The 16,517-nt window shown below is 72.4% G+C and carries 16 protein-coding genes; 1 reads left to right on the forward strand and 15 read right to left on the reverse strand.

Annotated elements, in window-relative coordinates:
* Positions 1-13: 13 nt before the first annotated feature.
* The gene (lgt, locus tag ABD832_RS26195) at positions 14-874 is read left to right on the forward strand and encodes a prolipoprotein diacylglyceryl transferase (RefSeq protein WP_344899955.1); all 861 of its coding nucleotides are present in this window, start codon (positions 14-16) and stop codon (positions 872-874) included.
* Between the two features lie 40 nt (positions 875-914).
* Here the strand turns inward: lgt and ABD832_RS26200 are convergent, their stop codons facing one another.
* The 15 genes from ABD832_RS26200 to ABD832_RS26270 all read right to left on the reverse strand — a co-directional run bounded on the left by ABD832_RS26200 (position 915) and on the right by ABD832_RS26270 (position 16,450).
* A complete protein-coding gene (locus ABD832_RS26200; protein WP_344899957.1) occupies positions 915-1,277 on the reverse strand; it encodes a VOC family protein in 363 nt (120 codons plus the stop codon).
* Between the two features lie 267 nt (positions 1,278-1,544).
* The gene (locus ABD832_RS26205; protein ID WP_344899959.1) at positions 1,545-3,050 is read right to left on the reverse strand and encodes a CoA-acylating methylmalonate-semialdehyde dehydrogenase; all 1,506 of its coding nucleotides are present in this window, start codon (positions 3,048-3,050) and stop codon (positions 1,545-1,547) included.
* A 40-nt stretch (positions 3,051-3,090) separates the two neighbouring features.
* Positions 3,091-3,876 carry an HAD-IIB family hydrolase gene (locus ABD832_RS26210; RefSeq protein WP_344899961.1) on the reverse strand — a complete coding sequence of 262 codons (786 nt, stop codon included), beginning with the start codon at positions 3,874-3,876 and terminating at the stop codon, positions 3,091-3,093.
* Positions 3,873-4,676 (reverse strand): inositol monophosphatase family protein, encoded by an 804-nt coding sequence (locus ABD832_RS26215; protein ID WP_344899963.1) that lies wholly within the window; start codon positions 4,674-4,676, stop codon positions 3,873-3,875. Before ABD832_RS26215 ends, ABD832_RS26210 begins: the two co-directional genes overlap by 4 nt.
* A complete protein-coding gene (locus ABD832_RS26220) occupies positions 4,667-5,431 on the reverse strand; it encodes an HAD family hydrolase (RefSeq protein ID WP_344899965.1) in 765 nt (254 codons plus the stop codon). Before ABD832_RS26220 ends, ABD832_RS26215 begins: the two co-directional genes overlap by 10 nt.
* The gene (locus ABD832_RS26225; RefSeq protein ID WP_344899967.1) at positions 5,428-6,525 is read right to left on the reverse strand and encodes an ABC transporter ATP-binding protein; all 1,098 of its coding nucleotides are present in this window, start codon (positions 6,523-6,525) and stop codon (positions 5,428-5,430) included. Before ABD832_RS26225 ends, ABD832_RS26220 begins: the two co-directional genes overlap by 4 nt.
* Complete coding sequence (locus tag ABD832_RS26230; protein WP_344899969.1) at positions 6,526-8,355, reverse strand: ABC transporter permease; 1,830 nt, start codon at positions 8,353-8,355, stop codon at positions 6,526-6,528.
* A 99-nt stretch (positions 8,356-8,454) separates the two neighbouring features.
* Positions 8,455-9,111: a DUF47 domain-containing protein gene (locus tag ABD832_RS26235; RefSeq protein ID WP_344899971.1), complete on the reverse strand. Its 657-nt coding sequence runs from the start codon at positions 9,109-9,111 to the stop codon at positions 8,455-8,457.
* Positions 9,108-10,088, reverse strand: a complete 981-nt coding sequence (locus tag ABD832_RS26240) for an inorganic phosphate transporter (protein ID WP_344899973.1) — start codon at positions 10,086-10,088, stop codon at positions 9,108-9,110. Before ABD832_RS26240 ends, ABD832_RS26235 begins: the two co-directional genes overlap by 4 nt.
* Positions 10,088-11,938, reverse strand: coding sequence for a 3D-(3,5/4)-trihydroxycyclohexane-1,2-dione acylhydrolase (decyclizing) (gene iolD / locus ABD832_RS26245; RefSeq protein WP_344899975.1), 1,851 nt, complete (start codon positions 11,936-11,938; stop codon positions 10,088-10,090). Before iolD ends, ABD832_RS26240 begins: the two co-directional genes overlap by 1 nt.
* Positions 11,935-12,786 (reverse strand): 5-deoxy-glucuronate isomerase, encoded by an 852-nt coding sequence (gene iolB, locus ABD832_RS26250; RefSeq protein ID WP_344899977.1) that lies wholly within the window; start codon positions 12,784-12,786, stop codon positions 11,935-11,937. Before iolB ends, iolD begins: the two co-directional genes overlap by 4 nt.
* Positions 12,783-13,664, reverse strand: a complete 882-nt coding sequence (locus ABD832_RS26255) for a Cgl0159 family (beta/alpha)8-fold protein (RefSeq protein ID WP_344899979.1) — start codon at positions 13,662-13,664, stop codon at positions 12,783-12,785. Before ABD832_RS26255 ends, iolB begins: the two co-directional genes overlap by 4 nt.
* Positions 13,657-14,631 (reverse strand): 5-dehydro-2-deoxygluconokinase, encoded by a 975-nt coding sequence (gene iolC, locus ABD832_RS26260; protein ID WP_344899981.1) that lies wholly within the window; start codon positions 14,629-14,631, stop codon positions 13,657-13,659. Before iolC ends, ABD832_RS26255 begins: the two co-directional genes overlap by 8 nt.
* Positions 14,628-15,482, reverse strand: a complete 855-nt coding sequence (locus tag ABD832_RS26265; protein WP_344899983.1) for a TIM barrel protein — start codon at positions 15,480-15,482, stop codon at positions 14,628-14,630. The genes iolC and ABD832_RS26265 overlap by 4 nt, the downstream gene beginning before the upstream one ends.
* On the reverse strand, positions 15,479-16,450 hold the full coding sequence (locus ABD832_RS26270) for a Gfo/Idh/MocA family protein (protein WP_344899985.1): 972 nt from the start codon (positions 16,448-16,450) through the stop codon (positions 15,479-15,481). Before ABD832_RS26270 ends, ABD832_RS26265 begins: the two co-directional genes overlap by 4 nt.
* Between the last annotated feature and the right edge of the window lie 67 nt (positions 16,451-16,517).

The raw sequence follows: 16,517 nt of genomic DNA on the forward strand, positions 1-16,517 counted from the left end.
TAGATTGCCTGCCATGGTGCTCGCCGGCATTCCCAGCCCCTCCGAAGGGGTCTGGTATCTGGGGCCTCTGCCCATCCGTGGTTACACCATCTGCATCATGCTCGGGGTCGTGGTGGCCGTCGCCGTCGCCGATCGCCGCTGGCGGAATCGCGGTGGGGCACCGGGGACCATGCTGGACCTGGCGACGTGGGGAATTCCGTTCGGCCTCGTGGGCGCGCGGCTGTACCACGTCATCACCGACTGGCAGCTGTACTTCGGGCCCGGCGCCCCCCACCGGCCGATCGACGCGATCCTGATCTGGAGCGACTCCGGACCGGGCTGGCGCGGTCTGAGCATCTGGGGCGCCATCGCCCTGGGCGCGGTGGGCGTGTGGATCGGCTGCCGCCGCCGGGGCATCGCGGTGAGCGCGGTCGCCGACGCCGTGGCCCCGGCCGTCGCCATCGGCCAGGCCATCGGCCGGTGGTGCAACTACTTCAACCAGGAACTGTTCGGCGGCCCGACCGACCTGCCCTGGGGGCTGGAGATCGACCCGGGCCGTCCCGGGACCGTGCCGGGCGTCGCCACCTATCACCCCACGTTCCTGTACGAGTCGCTGTGGAGCCTGGCGCTGGCGCTGGCACTGATCTGGATCGGCGGCCGTTTCGCGCTGCGGCACGGCCGGCTCTTCGCCCTGTACGTAGCGGGCTACACCGCGGGCCGGTTCTGGATCGAGGGCATGCGCGTCGACCCGGCCAACGAGATCCTCGGGATGCGGCTGAACCAGTGGACGTCGATCGCCCTGTTCCTCGGCGCGCTGGCCTACGTGTACCTGACCCGGAACAAGAGGTCCGAGGAGTCCCTGGGCGACGAACGGGTTCTCACCGGGGTGAAGTGACGGGTTTCACCGCGCGACGGCCGCGCGGGCTCCGCGTCCTTCACCGTTCGCCTCCGGCGGGGGCGGCGTCGATCGGTTCGAGGAACTCCAGCCGGTTGCCGTGGGGATCCTCGGTGTGGAAGCGGCGCATCCCCGGGAAGTCGTCGTCGAAGACGACCGGGTGTCCGGCCTCGTCCAGGCGCCGGGCCCACCGGTCGATGTCGTGGACCAGCAGGCCGGGGTGCGCCTTGCGAGCCGGACGGAAGGCGGCCTCGACGCCCAGGTGCAGCTCGATGCCGTCGTGACCGCAGAACCAGCACCCGCCCCGCGAGGAGAGGGCGGGCGGCTTGGGGATCTCGACCAGGCCGAGCACCCCCTCGTAGAAGGCCCGCAGGACGGGTTCGCTTCCGGGGGGACACGCCAATTGGACATGATGAATCATCACGGCTCCCGTCAGGTATCTTGACGCCAAGATATATTATCTTGACGTCAAGACGCCTCGTCGTGCCGAGACCCGATCTTTCGGGGCCACGAGCGCACCGCCGGGACACTCACATCGGACGTCGAGACGGTCCTTCCCGGCGACCGGTCTGTCACGGAGGACGGATTCCGGCACCGCCGCTCCCCTTCCTCCGATGCCCACGCTGTAAGGATCTGTCAGTCCGGTCTCGGCCGCGACCGTCCCGCCGGTCTATCCGTTGACGGGGAAGCCGAGGTTGACGCCGCCGTGGCTGGGGTCGAGCCAGCGGGAGGTGACGACCTTGCCGCGGGTGTAGAAGTGCACGCCCTCGGTGCCGTGCATGTGGGTGTCGCCGAACAGGGAGGACTTCCAGCCGCCGAAGCTGTAGAAGGCCATCGGGACCGGGATCGGCACGTTGATGCCGATCATGCCGACCTCCACCTCGTTCTGAAAACGCCGGGCCGCGCCGCCGTCGTTGGTGAAGACCGCGGTGCCGTTGCCGAACTCGCCGCCGTTGATCAGCGCCAGCCCTTCCTCGTAGGAGGAGACGCGGACGATCGCCAGGACCGGGCCGAAGATCTCCTCGGTGTGCACCCGCGAGCCGGCCGCAACGTGGTCCAGCACCGTGGGGCCGAGCCAGAAGCCGGGCGTCTCCTGGGCGGTGGCGCCTCCCAGCACGGCGGTGCGGCGGCCGTCCACGACGAGCTTGGCACCCTCGCAGACGCCCAGGTCGAGGTAGGAGAGGACCTTGTCGCGGTGGGCGCCGGTGATCAGGGGCCCCATCTGGGAGGCCGGGTCGTCGCCGGGGCCGACGGTCAGCTCGCCGACCCGCGAGACGATCCGGTCGACCAGATCGTCCCCGACCGGGTCGACGGCCAGCACCACGGAGATCGCCATGCAGCGCTCGCCCGCCGAACCGAAGCCCGCCGACACCGCGGCGTCGGCGACCAGGTCGAGATCGGCGTCGGGCAGGACCAGCATGTGGTTCTTGGCGCCGCCCAGCGCCTGGACGCGCTTGCCGTGCCGGGTACCGGTCTCGTAGACGTAGCGGGCGATGGGGGTGGAGCCGACGAACGAGAGCGCCGCCACGTCGGGGTGCTCCAGCAGCCGGTCCACCGCGACCTTGTCGCCCTGAACGACGTTGAACACGCCGTCGGGCAGCCCGGCCTCCTTCCACAGCGCGGCCATCAGCAGCGACGCCGAGGGGTCCTTCTCCGACGGTTTGAGGATGAAGGCGTTGCCCGCGGCGATCGCGATCGGGAACATCCACATCGGCACCATGGCCGGGAAGTTGAACGGGGTGATCCCGGCCACGACGCCCAGCGGCTGGCGGATCGAGTAGGAGTCGACCCGGGTGGAGACCCCCTCGGAGAAGCCGCCCTTGAGCAGGTGCGGGATACCGCAGGCGAACTCCACGACCTCCAGGCCCCGGGCGACCTCGCCCAGCGCGTCGGAGTGGACCTTGCCGTGCTCGGCGGAGACGAGCCGGGCCAGCTCGTCGCGGTTGGCGTGCACGAGCTCGCGGAAGCGGAACAGCACCTGCGCGCGCCTGACCAGCGAGGCGTCCCGCCAGGCGGGCCAGGCGGCCACGGCCGCGGCCACCGCCGCGTCGACCTCGGCCACCGAGGCCAGCTGGACCGACCCGGCGACCTGCCCCGTCGCCGGGTCGAAGATGTCCGCGGTCCGGCCGTCACCGTCCGCGAGAGCTCCGTTGATCCAGTGTCTGATGTCTTTCACGGTTCTCGGCTCCTTCCGCCCATTGGGCGGGTAGACGGGTTCAGGACCATGCGTTGGATCGGAAGGCGAGCTCCACCGCGTCGGCGACGGCTCCGTCCGCACAGGCCCCCACCACGACATCGGCGGCCGCCCGGACGTCCGGGTGGCCGTCACCGACCGCGATCCCCACTCCGGCCGTCGTGATCATGTCGAGGTCGTTGGGGTTGTCTCCGATGGCCGCGACGTGTTGCAGCGGCACTCCCCGGGCCGCGGCCAGCTCGCGGAGCGCGGCACCCTTGGACGCCCGTTCGGGCAGCACTTCCAGGTAGGTGGCCTCGGACCGGACCGTGGCCGTTCCCGGGATGTCCAGGTCGGGGAGCCGGTCCCCGATCAGCATGCACTTGGTGATCTCACCGGGCGGCAGTGCCGCCCAGCCACCCGGGTCCCGCAGCGTGATCCCGTCCCGCCGGGCGTAGGTCCGTAGTTCGGGCACGTCGTCCACGGCCAGCGCCTCCCCGCCGGAGAACGCCACCGGGTGGACGCCCTCCGGGAGTTCTCCGAACAGGCCGAGCAACGTCTTCCAGGCGTCCACCGGCAGGTGAAGGGAGCGCGGCACGGCTCCCGTGGCCAGGTTCACGGTCCGGGCACCGTTGTAGAGGATGGCCTCCCCGGCCAGGCCCAGTTCGTCGTAGTAGGGGCGGGCCGACCGTTCCATGCGCCCGGTGGCGATGACGACCTCTCCGCCGGCGGCGCGGAACCGGCGCAGCGCGTCCCTGCTCGCGGGCACCATGGCCAGGTCGCGTCCGACCAGGGTGCCGTCCAGGTCGGTGACGATCCAGCGGATCACGCCTGCCTTCCCCGGGTGAGGACCTCGGCCATCACGGAGCCGTCGAGGTCGAACCCGCCCACGCAGGCGAGGTAGCCACCGGGGGCGAGGACGCTGCCGGACAGCGGGATGTAGCGTCCTCCGGCCCGCTCCACCAGCAGGGATCCGGCCGCGACGTCCCAGGCGTTGACATACGTGCCGTACGCGACGTCGGACCATCCGGCGGCGACGTGCGCCAGCTTCAACGCCGCGCTTCCCGGGCGGCGGACGGTGGCGAAGGCATGGGTCATCCGCGCGAAGCGGTGCAGCGCCGGCTCCCCCTCCCTCACCAGGTCCCGAGGGCTGGGGTAGCTCGACAGCAGCACCGCCTCCCGGTCGGTGCGCGCGCCGGAGCTGTGGATCGGCTCGCCGTTGCAGAAGGCTCCGCCGAGCGAGGCGGTGAACTCGTCGTCGCGGACGGGGTCGTAGACGACGCCCGCCACCACCGCGCCGTCCACGACCGCCCCGATGGAGGTGCAGAAGAACGGCAGGCCGGCGGCGAAGTTCGCGGTGCCGTCGATGGGGTCGACGTACCAGCTGATGGCGCCCTCCCCCCGGCTGCCGCCCTCCTCCCCCACCACGACGCTGTCGGGGCAGCGCCGGGCCAGGACCTCGCGGATGCCCTCCTCCGCCGCCTTGTCGTGCTCGGTGACCGGGTCGTGGAAGTCGCGTTTGGTCTGTACGGCGGGCCGGGACCGGAAGGCCTTCCTCAGCCGGTCGCCGACCGATCTGGCCGCCTCCACCGCGATGGCGGCCAGTTCACGTGAGGTGTTCAGGTCCATGTCTCCTCCAGGAGATCCAGCAGGCCGCGCGGGTCCTCGACGATCGCCTGAGGGCTCTGCCGCACGCTGTACGGGATTTCTTCGGTGCTGCGGGAGCGCATCAGGATCGTGGCTCCCACCCGGGCCCTGGCGCCGCAGACCACGTCCCGGTCGTAGTTGTCGCCGACGTACCAGACCTGTCCGGGGTCGACCCCCAGCGCCCGGCAGGCGATCCAGATCATCTCCGGGTTGGGTTTGCGGACGCCGACCTCGTCGCTGTAGACCTGCACCGCCACCTGGCGGTCGAGACCGCTGAAGGCCATGTGGTCACGATGAACGGTTCCGCACAGGGCGTTGCTGACGACCGCGGGGACGACGCCGTGCGACCGGCAGGCGGTGAGCAGCTCCTCCGTGCCCGGCCGGATCTTGCGGTCGCTGCGCAGCTCGCCCATCCGCCTGCACAGCGGCGTCGCCTCGGCGACCACCAGCGCGCGGGCCTGCTCGGGCCAGTCGCCCGCGACGAAGTCGGCCCAGAATCCGCGGTGCGTCATCTCCTTGGGCGCGAACTGCCGTGAGGTGGAGTCCTTCCAGTACCCGTCGGCGCGCGCGCCCGCCCGGATGTCGGTCTCGACGTCGTCCACGGTGAGGTTGTGGAAACCGGCCCCGCCCAGGAGTGCGTGCACCTGTTCGGCGAGCTCGGCGGCCCACGACGGGCGCTTGACGGTCTCCACGATCACTCCGCCGAAGTCCAGGAGCAGTGCCTTGGGCCGGATCACGCGCCGACCTCCGCCCGGTCCCAGGTGGACATCCGGGCGCCGTCCTCGCCGAACAGGTGCATCTGCTCGGTCCAGCAGGTCAGCACGTCACCGGGGGCGGCCTCGACCGGGATGTAGGAGAGCGCGTACAGCTCGGTGTCGCGGACGCGCAGCCGTACGGTCCAGGAGGAGCCGGCCGGCAGGATGGCCTCGACCAGGGCCTCCTCGCTCCAGACGGAGCCGGGCGGGGCACCGAAGCGCAGCGCCTCCGGCCGGATGCCGACGCCGGCGGGGGCACACCCTCCCGGCCGGGACTCGACGAAGCGCAGCAGCGAACCGGCCAGGCCGCCCGGGGAGGGGCCGATGTCGACGATCGCCATCGGCGGGCTGCCGACGAACTCGGCGACGAACCGGTTGGCGGGCCTGGCGTACATCTCCATCGGCGCGGCGAGCTGCTGCAGCTCGCCCTCGTTCATGACCGCGACGTCGGTGGCCATCGTGAGGGCCTCCAGCTGGTCGTGGGTGACGAAGACGATCGTCGCCCCGGACTCCTCGTGGATGCGCTTGAGCTCGGCGCGCATCTCCAGCCGGAGCCGGGCGTCGAGGTTGGAGAGCGGCTCGTCGAGCAGCAGCACCGTGGGGTTGACCGCCAGCATCCTGGCCAGCGCGACGCGCTGCTGCTGGCCGCCAGACAGCTGGGAGGGGTAGCGGTCCATCGCGGCGTCGACGTGCACCATCGTCAGCGCGGCCTCGGCCCTGGCCCGCCGCTCGGCGGCGGGCACCTTGCGCATGCGCAGGCCGAACTCGACGTTCTCGCGCACGGACAGGTGCGGCCAGAGCGCGTAGTTCTGGAAGACCAGCCCCATGCCGCGTTTCTCCGGCGGGACGTAGAGTCCCTGCGCGACGGAGTCGAGGATCCGGTCCCCGACGGCGATGGTGCCCGCGGTGGGTTGTTCGAGGCCGGCGATCATCCGCAGCGTGGTGGTCTTGCCGCAGCCGGAGGGGCCGAGCAGGCACATGAACGCGCCGTCGGGCACGGTCAGGTCGAGGTTCTTCACGGCGTACTCGCCGCCGCCGTAACTCTTGGCGACTGCGCGCAGGGTGATGTTCGGCATCTATCCTCCTAGGCCGGACGCCAGGCTGCTCTTGGTCAGCCGCTGGGTCAGGTAGGTCATGGTGAAGGAGATCAGGGCGATCACGAGCACGACCGCGTTGGCGAGCTGGGTGTATCCGTAGTCCACGAGGCCGATCGAGAGCGTCGTGAGCAGCTGTGTCCCGGTGGTGGTCAGCATGATGACGATGCTGAGCTCCTTGAGCCCGGAGATGAACGGCAGCACGATCCCGGTGACGAGGGCGCCCTTCTGGATCGGGAAGATGATCCTCCGCATCCGCTGCCACCAGGAGGCGCCGGCGATCTGCGCGGCCTCCTCCGGCTCGCGGCCGAGCTGCATCATCGCCGCGATGCCCGAGCGCGAGCTGTACGGCAGGTGCGTCACGGCCATCACCAGGATCAGCAGGAACGTCGTCCCGTACAGCGCGGGGACGGGTCCCCTGGCGACGGCGAACAGCGAGAGCGAGGCGGCCGCGAACGCGATGCCGGGGATGAGGTAGGGCAGGAAGGAGACCTGGCGCAGGAAGCCGGCGACGCGCGGCGCCATCCCGCGCACCACGACGTACCCGACCAGCAGGCCGATGACCGCGCAGATCACCGAGGCCAGGCCGACGATGCGCAGCGAGTTCCAGGCCGCCTCCCACAGCTCGGAGCCGCGGAAGACGCCGTGCGGGAATCCCACCGCTCCGGGCAGCCGCTCGGCGAACCAGTAGTCGAAGGTGAAGGTCGACAGGTCCAGCGGCGTCCGGGTGAGCGTGGACAGCAGCAGTGTGGCCACCGGGATGACGACGCTCACCCCGAAGACCACCAGGCCGAGCGCGAAGGCGGGCCAGCGCCAGCGGCGCAGGTCGCCCAGCCGCTCCATCGCGCCCTTGCCGCCCACCGTGACGAACCGGCGGTGCTCGCGCATCAGCCGGGTGTCGGTGAGGACGATCAGGACCCCGATGACGACGATCACTGTGGCGAGCACGGAGGCCACGCCGGTGCTGCGGTCGCGGATCGACTGGAACAGCCCGGTGGACAGCACCCGGTAGTCGGCGGGCAGGCCGAGGACGTACGGCGTGCCGAACGTGCCGAGCACCCGGCCGACCACCAGCAGCACGGCCGAGGAGAGCGCGGGCAGCATCAGCGGGATCACGATCCGCCGGATGACGGTCCGCTGGGGGGCGCCCAGGATCCGCGCGGAGTCCTCCAGCTGCGCGTCGATGCGGCGCAGCGCGTTCCCGACCAGCAGCAGGACGAACGGGTAGTAGTGCAGGCCCAGGGTGATGATGATCGGCACCGCGCCGTAGGCGAGCCAGTCGGGTGTGCGGATGCCCTGGGCCTGCAGGAACCCGACCTGCCCGGCGGCGCGCTCGTTCTTGAACAGCGACAGCCAGGCCAGGGAGAAGGTCCACGAGGGCAGCATGTAGGGGACCACCAGAGCACCCGCGAGCCATCTGCGTCCGGGCACGTTGGTCCGGGTCACCAGCCACGTCATGCCGCCCCCGACGACCAGCGCGAACAGCGTGGTGCCCACCGCGATGACCAGCGTGTTGAGCAGCGGCTCCCAGAACAGCAGGCCGCTGATGGTGGAGCGGAACACCCTCCACAGGTAGTAGCCGGTCCATTCGCCCGGCCGTTGCCCGGCGTGCACCTCGTCGCCGTACTGCAGGCGGAAGGCGTCCGACACCACCGCGATCAGCGGCGCCACGACGAGGTAGGCCAGCAGGATCGCGAGGATCAGCCCGAGCGCGGCGGTCGGGTCGTGGCGCAGCACGCGGAGCCGGTACACCAGCCTGCGCCACCTCGACGGGGGCGGCGGCGGTGTCTTCGCCTTGGTGAGAACAGCCATGGGACTTCCTTCGGGGGGTTTCACGAGGACCACCGCGGTGCGCGCGGCCCGTCCGCTTTCAAGTGGCTTCGGTGGAGTGGTCGACGGCTCGCCGCCCCCTCAGTGGCTTCGTTTGAGCATCGCGTCGGCGAGCGCGTCGGCGGCCTCGCCCAGTCGCCGGCCCACCGCGTCGAGCCGCGACAGCAGCTCGCGGCGGCGCAGGGTGTCCATCTCCAGCGGTCCGGCGAACAGGTCGGTGAGCCGGGTCTGGTAGAGCTGGCGGACCCGGCTGCAGGACTTGCGCGTGGCCAGGACGGCCTCGGTGACCGAGCCTGGGTCGTCGATCACCCTGGAGATGGCGTTCTCCAGCTCGTCGAGACCGTCGATCACCGCCTGCAGCGGCTCGACCGCGAACGTGAGCTCGCGCGGCCCGAACATGTCGGTCTCGCGCACGTAGTCGCGCAGGTGGTCCAGCACGTCGTCGACCGAGCGGGAGAGACGGAACAGGTCCTCCCTGTCGATGGGGGTGGCCAGCACCCGGCGCAGGATCCGGACGAGCTCCGCCCGCGCCGCGTCGCCCTCGTGCTCCACCTCGGCCATCCGGGTACGGGCCGCCGACCGCCCGATCGCGCCGGACGCGGTCGAACGGGCCAGGACGGCCCCCGTCCGCGCGACGGTCACCTGGGCGCTGAGCAGGCCGACGACCTGCCGTCCCGACCGGCCTCGCAGGTCGTCCCAGGCCCGGACGAACCGCCGGGCGCGACCGTCGCCGCTCACAGCAGCCTCAGCGTGAGCCCGGCCACGCCGCCCAGCGCCATCGACGACGGAAGCGTGATCAGCCACGCCGTGCCCATGTTCATCACGCTCTGCCATCGCACCCTCCGTGCTCCCTCGCTGGCCGCCACGCCGACCACTCCCGCCGTGATGGACTGGGTCATGCTCACCGGGCTTCCCAGGGCCGAACTGCCGAGGACGGCGCCGGTGGCCGCCGTCTCGGCCGAGACGATGTGCAGCGGCCGGGTGATGACCAGGCCGCGGCCCAGCCGCTCCCCGACCCTGGTCAGGCTGGTCAGGGCGCCGACGAGGAAGAGCGCCGCGAGGGCCGCCATCCACGCCGGCGGGACCTCTACCGGCCCGACCCCGCCCGGCCCGTGGCGGCCCACGCCGACCGCGACGCTCACCACCGCGATCATCTTCTGGCCGTCGTTCACCGCGTAGGCCACGCACTGGGCCGTGTAGGCCAGCAGGTGCGCGGCGAACACCAGCCGGGGCATCCGCCGGTAGGACGGCACCCGGCGCGACAGGGCCCCCAGCAGGTAGCCCAGGAGCAGGCCGACCAGGGGCGCGCCGGCACCGATCGCCAGGACGGCGCCCAGCGCGGGCCAGGACACCGGGAGGCCGGCGCCGAGCCCCGCGCCGGTGATGCCGCCGATCACCGCGAGCGTCAGGCTGGTCGGCAGTCCCCTGCCGCTCAGCACCGCGACCACGGCCACCGCGATCAGCACTCCCGCCAGGAACACCGTCGCGCCATCCCTCGTGCCGAGCCCCGTCAGCCGTTCGGTGAAGGTCCGCGCGACCGCGATCCCCAGCACGTACGGCCCGGTGAAGATCACCACCGCGAGGAGCGCGGCCATCGCCCACCCCGGTGAGGAGGGGAACCTGAGCCCGAGACCGATGAGCGTGGCCCCGTCGTTGGCCCCGCTGATCAGCACGAAGAGGACGGCCACCACGGCGAACGCCAGGGTCCACTCCATCAGAGGTAGGACCGCCGGCCGTGCCTGGCCTCGTCGTAGCGCTCACGTGCCGCCCTGACCTCGTCCCGCTGCGACACCTCGGCCACGGGCACGTCCCACCACGCCTGGGCGCCGGGCCCGGCCCCGGGGACGGTCTCGACGTACACGACCGTGGTGCGCGCGGACGCCACCGCCTTGGCCAGCGCGGCCCGCAGCGACGCGGGGTCGTCCGCCGTCAGCACGTCCGCACCGAGGCTGGCCGCGTTGGCGGCCAGGTCCACCGGGAGCCAGGCCCCGTCGAGCCGGCCGGACTCGCCGCGCCCGCGGTGGGAGGTACCCAGCCGGAACGCTCCCACCGATTCGCTGAGGTCGCCGATCGAGGCGAAGCCGCGGTTGTCCACCAGGACGATCACCAGTTTGGCGTCCTCCTGCACGGCGGTGACGATCTCCTGCGCCATCATCAGGTAGGAGCCGTCGCCGACCAGCACGAACACCTCGCGCTGCGGGGCGGCGAGCTTCACCCCGAGCCCTCCGGCGATCTCGTAGCCCATGCAGGAGTAGCCGTACTCCACGTGGTACTGCTCGGGGTCGGCGGCCCGCCACAGCCGGTGCAGGTCGCCCGGCATGGACCCGGCCGCGTTGACCACCACGCCGCCCGCGGCGACGTCGTTGAGGACGCCCAGCACGACCGGCTGGGTGAGCTCCGCCCGCCCGTAGGCCCGGTCGATCTCGGCCTGCCAGCCGGTGGCCAGGGCCGCCGCCCTGCTCGTCCATCCGGGGTCGGCCCGCCAGTCTCCCGGCGTCAGCGCCCGTAGCGCCTCGCGGGCGTCGGCGACGAGCATCTCGCCGGAGTGCTTGGCCGCGTCGAAGGCCGTCACGTTGACGTTGAGGAACCGGACCCCTCCGCCGGACGAGCCGAACAGGGTGCGCGAGGCGGTGGTGAAGTCGCTGTAGCGGGTGCCGATCCCGATCACCAGGTCGGCCTCGGCGGCCAGGGTGTTGGCGGCGGCGGTGCCGGTGTGGCCGATCGCGCCGACCGCGGCCGGGTGGTCGTACGGCACGGCGCCCTTGCCCGCCTGGGTCTCGGCCACCGGCACCCCGTGGTCGCCGGCGAAGCGCGTCAGCTCCTGCCAGGCCCGGCTGTACTTCACGCCGCCACCGGCCACGATCAGTGGCCTGCGCGAGGAGCGGATCAGCTCCAGCGACCTGGCCAGGGCGGCGGGCTCGGGCACCGGGCGGGCCACGTGCCACACCCGCCGGGCGAACAGTTCCTCGGGCCAGTCGCAGGCCTCGGCCTGCACGTCCTGGGGGAGCGCCAGGGTGACCGCGCCGGTCTCGGCCGGGTCGGTCAGCACCCGCATCGCGGCCAGCAGCGCCGAGGGCAGCTGCTCGGGCCGGTTGATCCGGTCGAAGAACCGGCTGACCGGGCGCAGGCAGTCGTTGACGCTCACGTCGTAGGACCGTGGGTCCTCCAGCTCCTGCAGCACCGGGCTCGCCACCCGGGTGGCGAAGACGTCGCCGGGCAGCAGCAGCACCGGCAACCTGTTGATCGTGGCCAGAGCCGCGCCGGTGACCAGGTTGGTGGCGCCGGGGCCGATGGAGGTGGTGCAGGCGAGGGCCGACAGCCGCGCGCGGGTGCGGGCGTAGCCGACCGCGGTGTGCACCATGGCCTGTTCGTTGCGGGCCGGATAGTACGGCAGCGCGTCCCGCGTGCCCGCGCCCTGCTCGGCCAGGGCCTGGCCGATCCCGGCCACGTTGCCGTGACCGAAGATGCCGAGACAGCCGGCGATCAGCCGCTGCTCGACGCCGTCGCGCTCCGACCACTGGTTGGCCAGGAACCGCAGGAGCGCCTGAGCCGTGGTGAGTCTCATGGGGTACCTCCGGAAGATGTGCTCCGCGCTCGGCCGGCCCTGGTCGCGGGGAGCCTGGGGTCGACCGGCCGGCCGGTCCAGGAGGAGCGGATCCAGGCGTGCCGGGGGTCGTCGCAGAAGGCCATGGAGCGTTGCTCGGCGGGTCCGGCCAGCACGTTGAGGTAGTACAGGTCGTAGCCGGGGGCGGCCATCGACGGACCGTGGTAACCGTGCGGGACGAGCACCACGTCGCCGCCGCCCACCTCGGCCAGGGTGTCGTGGCTGCCGTAGACCCGCTGGTAGCCGGGGCCGCCCTCGTAGTAGTAGATCTCCTCCAGCACGGCCTCGGTGTCGGTGGCGGTGTCGTGCTTGTGCGGCGGATAGGACGACCAGTTGCCCCCGGGGGTGAGCACCTCGACCGCGACGAGCCGGTCGCAGTCGAAGGTGTCCGGGGCGCAGAAGTTGTTGACCTGGCGGCTGGCCTGGCCGGCGCCGCGCACCTCCACCGGGACCCGGTCGGCCGGGCCGTACCGGACGGGGAGACGCCGGGAGGCGCGGGCCGAGGGGAGGGCGAGGCGGCCCTCGCCGATGATCCGCACCGTCGCCTCGACGGGCAGGTAGGCGAAGTCGGTGACCGCCTCGAAGACCGAGGTCCGGCCGTGCAGCGTGAGCCGTACGCCGTCGCACTCGACCACGCACGAGCCCGCCAGCGGCAGGACCAGCATCTCCTCACCGCCGGTGGTGAACTCCAGCGTCCCGGCCGGCAGGTCCACGACCCTCAGCCCCGCGTAGGTCCAGCCGGCCGACTCGGGAGTGATCGCCACCGACCACGGCGGTGAGGCGGCGGCGCCGTGGGGGATGTGCGTCATGACACCTCCAGCAGGCTCACGGCGGTGTCCACGGCCGCCGCCACGTCGTCGTCGGACGGGTAGAGCAGCGCGCGGCCCACCACGAGGCCCCGGACACCGGGCAGTCGCAGCGCCTTGCGCCATGAGGCGAAGACCCGGTCGGAGGCCTGGGCGGGATCGCCGCCGAGCAGCAGGGTCGGCAGGGTGGTGGCGGCCATCACCCGTTCCATGTCCTCGATCACCGGGATCTTCAGCCAGGTGCGGGCGGAGGTCGCGCCGAGGCTCTGGCCGACGCTGATCGCGTGGATCATCGCCTCCGCCGACAGGTCGTGCGTGACCGCACCGCCGACGTGCCGGGACCAGAACGGTTCGATCATCGCGATCAGGCCGTGCCCGGCCAGCGTGGTGACGGCGCGTGCGCAGCTCTCCAGCGTGGCGGCGGTCGCGGCGTCCTCCAGCGCGATCCTGCACAGCATCTTGCCGCCGTCGAAGCGCATCGCCGCGATCGACTCGGCGTCGTAGGCGGTGAACCGGTCGTCGAACTCGAACACCGCGCCCTGCACGCCACCGCGGTTCATCGAACCGATCACGATCTTGTCGTCCAGCGCGCCGAGCAGCAGCAGGTCCTCGACGATGTCGGGGGTGGCCAGCAGGCCGTCCACGCCCGGCCTGGACAGGGCGGTCATGAGCCGGTCCAGCAGACCGGCCCGGCTCTCCATGGCCATCGGGCGGCTCCCGACGCCGAGCGCGCCCCGGGCCGGGTGATCGGCGGCGATGATCAGCAGTTGGTCGCGGCCCGCCGGGAGCGGCCTGCGCCTGCGGGCGGCGGCCGCCTCGGCCACCCGCTCCGGATGCCAGGCCCGGTCGTCGAGCAGCCGCCGGTAGTCCTCCTCACGCATGCGCGGTGCCTTCCCTCAGAGACTCACCCGACAGGACGCCCTCGACCTCGCCGGTCGTGGGCATCGCGGGGGCGCAGGCCAGCCGTCCCGCCACGATCGCGCCGGCCGCGTTGGCGAACCGCAGCGTGCGCTCCAGCGGCCAGCCCGCCAGCAGCCCGTGGCAGAGCGCCCCGCCGAAGGCGTCGCCCGCCCCCAGCCCGTTGACCACCTCGACGTCCAGCGCCGGTACCTCGACCGTCTCGGTGGCGGTCATGCCCAGCACCCCGGCCGAGCCCTGCTTGACGATCGCCAGCCCGACCCCGGCCTTCAGCAGCGCCTCGCCCGCCGCGTACGGATCGCGCGTGCCGGTGGCCACCTCGACCTCGTCCAGGTTGCCCAGCGCCACGGTGACCTGCCCGAGCGCCGCGCGCACCTGCTCACGCGCCGTCTCGGCGTCCGGCCAGAACATCGGCCGGTAGTCCAGGTCCAGCACCGTGTGCGGCGCCCGTCCCCGGGCCCGCCAGGCCGCCAGGTGCGCGCCGCGCGAGGGCTCGGCCGACAGTCCCGTCGCCGTCGCCCACAACAGCCGCGTCCGCGCGATCGCGGGCAGGTCCAGCTCCTCGGGCGCGATCTCCAGGTCCGGCGCCTTGGGCCAGCGGTAGAAGTACAGCGGGAAGTCCTCCGGAGGCCTGATCTCGCAGAACGTCACCGGTGTCGGCAGGCCCGGCACCGCGGTGACGTAGCGGTCGTCCACCCCGTAGGAACGCAGCGCGTCGTGCACGAACGCGCCGAACGGGTCGGCCCCGGTCCGGGTGATCACCGCGCTGGAGCGGCCCAGCCGGGCCGCGGCCACGGCCACGTTGGTCGCGCTGCCGCCCAGGTACTTGCCGAAGGTCTCCACCTCCCGCAGCGAGACCCCGACCTGCAGCGGGTAGACGTCCACACCGACCCGTCCGATGGTCAGCACCTCTGGCGGTCCGCCGGTCACGGGAGGCTCCCGATGCTCTCGAGGAAGGCCAGGCTCGCGCGGACGTCACCGAGCGGGCCCTCGCCCGCGGGGGGCTCGGAGTCGAGGACGACGTCCTGCTCCATGACGTACCAGCCGGAGTACCCGGCGGCGTCCAGTGCCGTGACCAGCCCCGCCACGTCCACGTCCCCGATGCCGAGCGGGCGGTAGACGCCCGCCCGTACCGCCTCGGTGTAGGTCGGCCCGCCCGCCCGGACCCGCTCGGCGAGGGTGGCGTCGACGTCCTTGAGGTGGACGTGCGCGATCCGCCCGGCTGCCCGCGAGACCAGCTCGGCGGGGTCGGTGCCGCCGATGAGCAGGTGACCGGTGTCCAGGCAGAGCGGGATGTCACAGCCGTCGAGGACCCGGTTCACCTCGTCCCCGGTCTCGACCATGGTCCCGACGTGCGGGTGCAGGACGGTCAGGTGGGCCGTCCGGCGCCGGATCTCGGCCAGGTTGCCGAGCAGGGTCCGCCAGCCCTGCGCGTCCAGGAGGGGACGCGCGTCGTACCCGTCCACGCCGGTGGCGGCGGCCAGGACGACCACCGTCTCCTCGTCGAAGGAGGTCAGCGCGTCCCGCAGGCCCGGCAGCGGGTCGTGGGCGGGGTCGTGCAGGACCACGGGGACGAAGCCGCCGACGGCGCGCAGGCCGTACCGGCCGAGCAGAGCGGCGCGGCGCGCGGGATCCGGGGGCAGGAAGCCGTCGGGACCCAGCTCGGTGGCGGTCAGGCCCAGCTCCGCCATCTCCCCCAGCACCCTCTCCGGGTCGAGCTGGTGTCCCCAGCCGGGCACCTCGCACACGCCCCAGGAGATCGGGGCGGCGGCGATCCTCACGCGGTCACCTCCGGCAGGCGGACCGGGCGGCCTTCGTGGCGGGACAGCTCCGCCGCCTCGGCGATGTGCAGGGCGGCCAGGGCGTCGGCGACCGTACAGGGGCTCTCGCGCTCGCCCCGGGCCGCGGCCAGGAACGCGCTCATCTCCGCGACGTACGCGTCCTCGAACCTGGCCTGGAAGTCCGGCCACGGCTTGCCGTCCGGCCCGAAGCCCTCGGCCGAGCGCAGCGGGGTCCGGTCGCCGAGCCCGACCGCCCAGGTGGCGCGGGTGCCGGCCAGCTCCATCCGTACGTCGTACCCGGCGCCGTTGTAGCGGGAGCCCTGCAGGGTGACGAGCGTGCCGTCGTCCATGGTCAGGAGCGCGGCGCTGGTGTCGACGTCCCCGGCCTCGGCGAAGAACGCCTCGCCCCGGTTGGCTCCGATCGCGTAGACGGTGTCCACCTCGCGGCCGGTGACCCAGCGCAGGATGTCGAAGTCGTGGATGTGGCAGTCGCGGTAGATGCCGCCCGACAGCGGGATGTAGTCGGGAGCGGGAGGGCACGGGTCACCGGTCAGCATGTGGACCCGGTGCAGCGTGCCCAGCTCGCCGTCGCGCAGCGCCGCGCGCGCGGCCGCATATCCGGCGTCGAAGCGCCGCTGGAAGCCGATGTGCGCGACGGTGCCGGTCCGCGCGACGGCGTCGGCGACCCGCAGGGTCTCCGCCACCCCGGGCGCCGCCGGTTTCTCGCAGAACACCGGCACCCTCAGCTCGCACGCCCGGATCAGCAGCTCCGCGTGCGTGGACGTCGGGGTCGCGATCACCACCGCGTCCGCGTCGAAGGGGTCTCCGACGCGCGCTCCGATCCGTTCCGCGACCTTCTCGGCCCTGCTCCGGTCGGCGTCGGAGACGACCAGCTCGTCGGCGAGGGTGGAGAGGGTGGTGGCATGGAACAGACCTATACGTCCGAGGCCCAGCAAGCCCACACGCATGACGACTCCTTGTCCGGGGGCCTCCATTTCTAGATGAACGGGTGGTGAACAGTCAAGACTTTGTCCT

Source organism: Streptosporangium longisporum (assembly GCF_039534895.1).
Classification (GTDB): domain Bacteria; phylum Actinomycetota; class Actinomycetes; order Streptosporangiales; family Streptosporangiaceae; genus Streptosporangium; species Streptosporangium longisporum.